General features: G+C 65.0%; 3 protein-coding genes. All 3 read right to left on the reverse strand.

Features of this window, described 5'->3' with window-relative positions:
* Positions 1–34: 34 nt before the first annotated feature.
* Positions 35–838: a DUF1194 domain-containing protein gene (locus EOC06_RS22230; RefSeq protein WP_128308796.1), complete on the reverse strand. Its 804-nt coding sequence runs from the start codon at positions 836–838 to the stop codon at positions 35–37.
* Between the two features lie 86 nt (positions 839–924).
* On the reverse strand, positions 925–2751 hold the full coding sequence (locus EOC06_RS22235; protein ID WP_128308797.1) for an ABC transporter ATP-binding protein/permease: 1827 nt from the start codon (positions 2749–2751) through the stop codon (positions 925–927).
* Between the two features lie 120 nt (positions 2752–2871).
* Positions 2872–3531, reverse strand: a 660-nt coding sequence (locus EOC06_RS22240) for a class I SAM-dependent methyltransferase (protein ID WP_245469899.1), incomplete at its 5' end; no start/stop codon positions are given.

The following is a 3531-nucleotide window of genomic DNA, read 5'->3' on the forward strand; positions in this document are numbered from 1 at the left end:
CCCTCCGGATCGCGTTAACCCCTCTGTCGAGAGCTCAACGGTCGAGTTCGGGAAAATACGGATCCGATAGAAACCGCCTGTCCCGTTCGCCTTGCAGGCAGTCTATCGGCGTCGCCGCGTCGACGGGGATGCTTGTCACCTCGTCCTGAATGCCGCTCACTTCCAGGAGCAGCTTGCGCCGGATGGCTGTCGAAAACTCGGCGGCGGCATAGATAGGCAGCACGAAGGAACCGGGTCCGCCGATCACGCACTGCGCATAATACTGGTCGAGATGGCTGAAGGTGGGCGACGGGCTGATCAGGATCGGCAGCCCGTTGACGACGATGCCTTTGGCAGTCGCCGCATCACGCGTCGCGGTGACCGGCGGCCCGATATTGTTCGGTCCGTCGCCCGAAATGTCGATGACGCTGCGTTCGCCCTGGAAAGACGTGCGGTCGAAAAGCTCGGTGCCGAAGGCCAGCGCGCCGGAAATCGAAGTGCCGCGAAAGCTGCGGAACGGGCGAGCCGCGACCTTGTCGGCAAAGCTGTTCGCGCTCTCGGCGCTGTCGATAATCTGCCAGCCGATGACCGCGTCGTCGCGCACCGTGCCGGCCCATTCGAAATAGGTCAGCGCTATGCGGCCCGTGGCGCCAGCGCGGACAGCCTTGATGAAGTCGGGATGCCGCAGCGCCTCGACATAACCGGCCCGCTGCAGGGCGAACTCCTTCTCGTCCATCGACAGCGAGATGTCGACCGCCAGCACCAGCTCGACGTCGACGGCGAGCGCATCCGCCGGCGAGGCCATCGGGGCAGCCTGGGCGCAGGCAAGACAGGCAAGCAGGCGCAGGGCATCAAGCATGGCCGTCGCCAGGATTGTTTCTCCCGAGGAGCTTCCCTCGCGATCGCGGCAAAATAAAGCTTTGCTTCCCTCGCCCGGAAATCAGCTCATTTCTTGCGACGAGCGGCGGCTGGCGGCGGTTCGATCGCGCCGGCCCTGACGCGAGCGGGCTTCAGGGCTGGCGCACCGGAATCCTTGACGATCGTCAACGCGCGCGGGAAGAAGTGGTTGTTGTGCTGGCCGCGCCCGATGTTGAGGATCGCTGTCCCCGGCAAACGCTTCTCGAGCATCGACAGCACGCGTCTTAGCGATGGGCCGTCGAACGCATCCAGCGCCTCATCGATGATCACCCATTTCGGCTGCCGCAGCGCGAGCCTGGCGAAGGCCAGCGAGCGTTGTTCGTCATCGCCCAACTCATGGTCCCAACGCCCGGCACGGTCGAGCGATGAGGACAGCCGTCCCAGACCGACCTCGGCCAGCACCGCCGAAATGTCGGCATCGTTCGCCGGCGCGGGCCCGTTCGGGTGATCGAGGACTTCGCGCAACGTGCCGACCGGAAAATAAGGCACGCGCGGCACGAATATGGGGGTTTCTCCCGACGGCAGGCCGATCCGGCCGCTTCCCCATGGCCACAGGCCGGCAATGGCACGAAAGAACAGCGTCTTGCCCGCACCGGGGTCGCCGGTGATCATGACGCGCTCGCCGGGGCGGATTTCGACATGCGGATCGGCGAGTCTGGTGCAACCCTCCGGCGAGGTCACTTCGAGCTTCTCGAAAGTCAGGCTGCCATTGACGTTTTGGCCGAAGGCGATGCGCTTTTCCGTGTCGTGCAGCGCATCGGTTTCATCGAGCGCGATGCGGAAATCGGCCACGCGCATCAGCGTGGCGCGCCAATCGGCAATGCTGCCGATGTTGTTGATGAACCAGCGCAAGGAGGAGTGGACCTGGTTAAAGGCGCCGACCGCCATCATCAGCCCGCCAAAGCTGATATCACCTGAGAAATAGACTGGCGAAGCGACCAGTATGGGCGCCACGACGGTGATCCAGCCATAGGTGTCGGTCACCCAGGACAGGTTGATCTGGGCGGTGTAGATGCGCCGCATGGCGCCCAGCACCGTGCCGAGATCGAGTTCGAGCCGCCGCCTGGCGTCGGCCTCGCCATGATACAACGCGATGGCATCGACATTCTCGTTGACGCGCACCATCGAGGAGCGCAGCTCGGCTTCGCGTGTATAGCGGTCGCTGTTCAGGCGGATGAGCGGGCGCCCGACCAGCCAGCTCAGCCAGGAGGCGATGCCGGCGTAAAGGATGGCGGCCCAGACCATGTAGCCCGGTATGGCCAGCGAGGTCCCGCCGATGTGGAACACGAAGCCCGAGGACAGCTCCCACAGCACCCCGACGAAGGACACGAGCAGGATGCACGACTGCAGCAGCCCGACGCCGAGATCGGTTGACAGGTCGGACAGATGCGCGGCGTCCTGCTGCATGCGCTGGTCGGGATTGACGCCGATGGCGCCGGCATTGGCCAACCGGAAGGCGCGCGCCGGCCGCATCCACTGATCGATCAGATCCAGCGTCAGCGCCTCGCGCAGTTTGAGCCTGATCATCTGGTTGAGCCAGGTCTGGCCGATATTGAGCACCAGCAGCCCGCCGGCGATCATCGCGAAGACGAGGAGCTGGTGCAGGAAGGCCGCCATGTCGCGGCGCGCAAGCGCATCGTAGAAAGGCTGGTTCCAGCGATTGAGCAGAACCTGGCCGATCGACGTTGCGATGATCACGGCCATGATGCCGACCGATGTCCACAGCAACCATTTGCGAACCGGCGATCGCGCCAGCGCCCGCCGGATCGTCGCCACCTGGTCGCGCAGGCTGCTGGCTTCGACCGCCACCGCAACCGGCTGAACGACGGCGGCATTGTCCGGTTGATCAGCCATGGCCGAGGTCCTTGCGTCAGTGCTGAAACCGGATGGAGAAACTTGACAGGCGTTCGTATGGGCTGCCGGTCCGCTTGCGACAGATAGGCAGGAAAACGACGTCAGGCACGCCTGCCGTGATCACGAAGCCGTCACTCGCGCAGCCGAGGGCTTGGCATCGGTTTTGTGACGGCCAAGCCGCGTGGCGCCATGCGGCGACAGCACCGGCACGAAGACGCGGCGCGAGGCGCGCTGGACCACGGGCACGCCTTGATAGAGCCGTTTCTGCGCCTCGACGACGATGACGCCGGAAAAGATCGGCCACAGCCGGCGGCCGGCGCGCTCCAGCACATTGTGGAAGCGCATCATGAAACGGCGCTTCGACGGCGGAAAGAACAGCGCATCGGACCAGGCGGCGGGCGTAAAATTGGCCTCGCGCAGCAATTCGGTGAGCTGGCCGCGCGAAAAGGGCCGGCCATTGCCGAATGGGGTGTGCTCGAAGCGCGCCCAGACACCGCGCCGGTTGGGCACGACGATGACCACCCGGCCAGCCGGCGACAGCACGCGCCAGATCTCGTTCAGCGTCTCACGCGGGTTCTCGACATGTTCGAGCGAATGGACGAGCAGCATGCGGTCGATGCAGGAATCGACCAGCGGCAGTTCCTCGTCGAAGACCAGTGCCGTCGCCGTCGGCCCTGTCGCCGGCCACACCACCGCGCCTTGCGTTGCCGGCATGAAGGCAAAGACCCGCTCGGCATCGGTGCCGAACCGCTCCAGCCAGGGCAAGGTGTAACCCAGACC

The organism is Mesorhizobium sp. M7A.F.Ca.MR.362.00.0.0 (assembly GCF_004023175.1).
Lineage (GTDB): Bacteria > Pseudomonadota > Alphaproteobacteria > Rhizobiales > Rhizobiaceae > Mesorhizobium.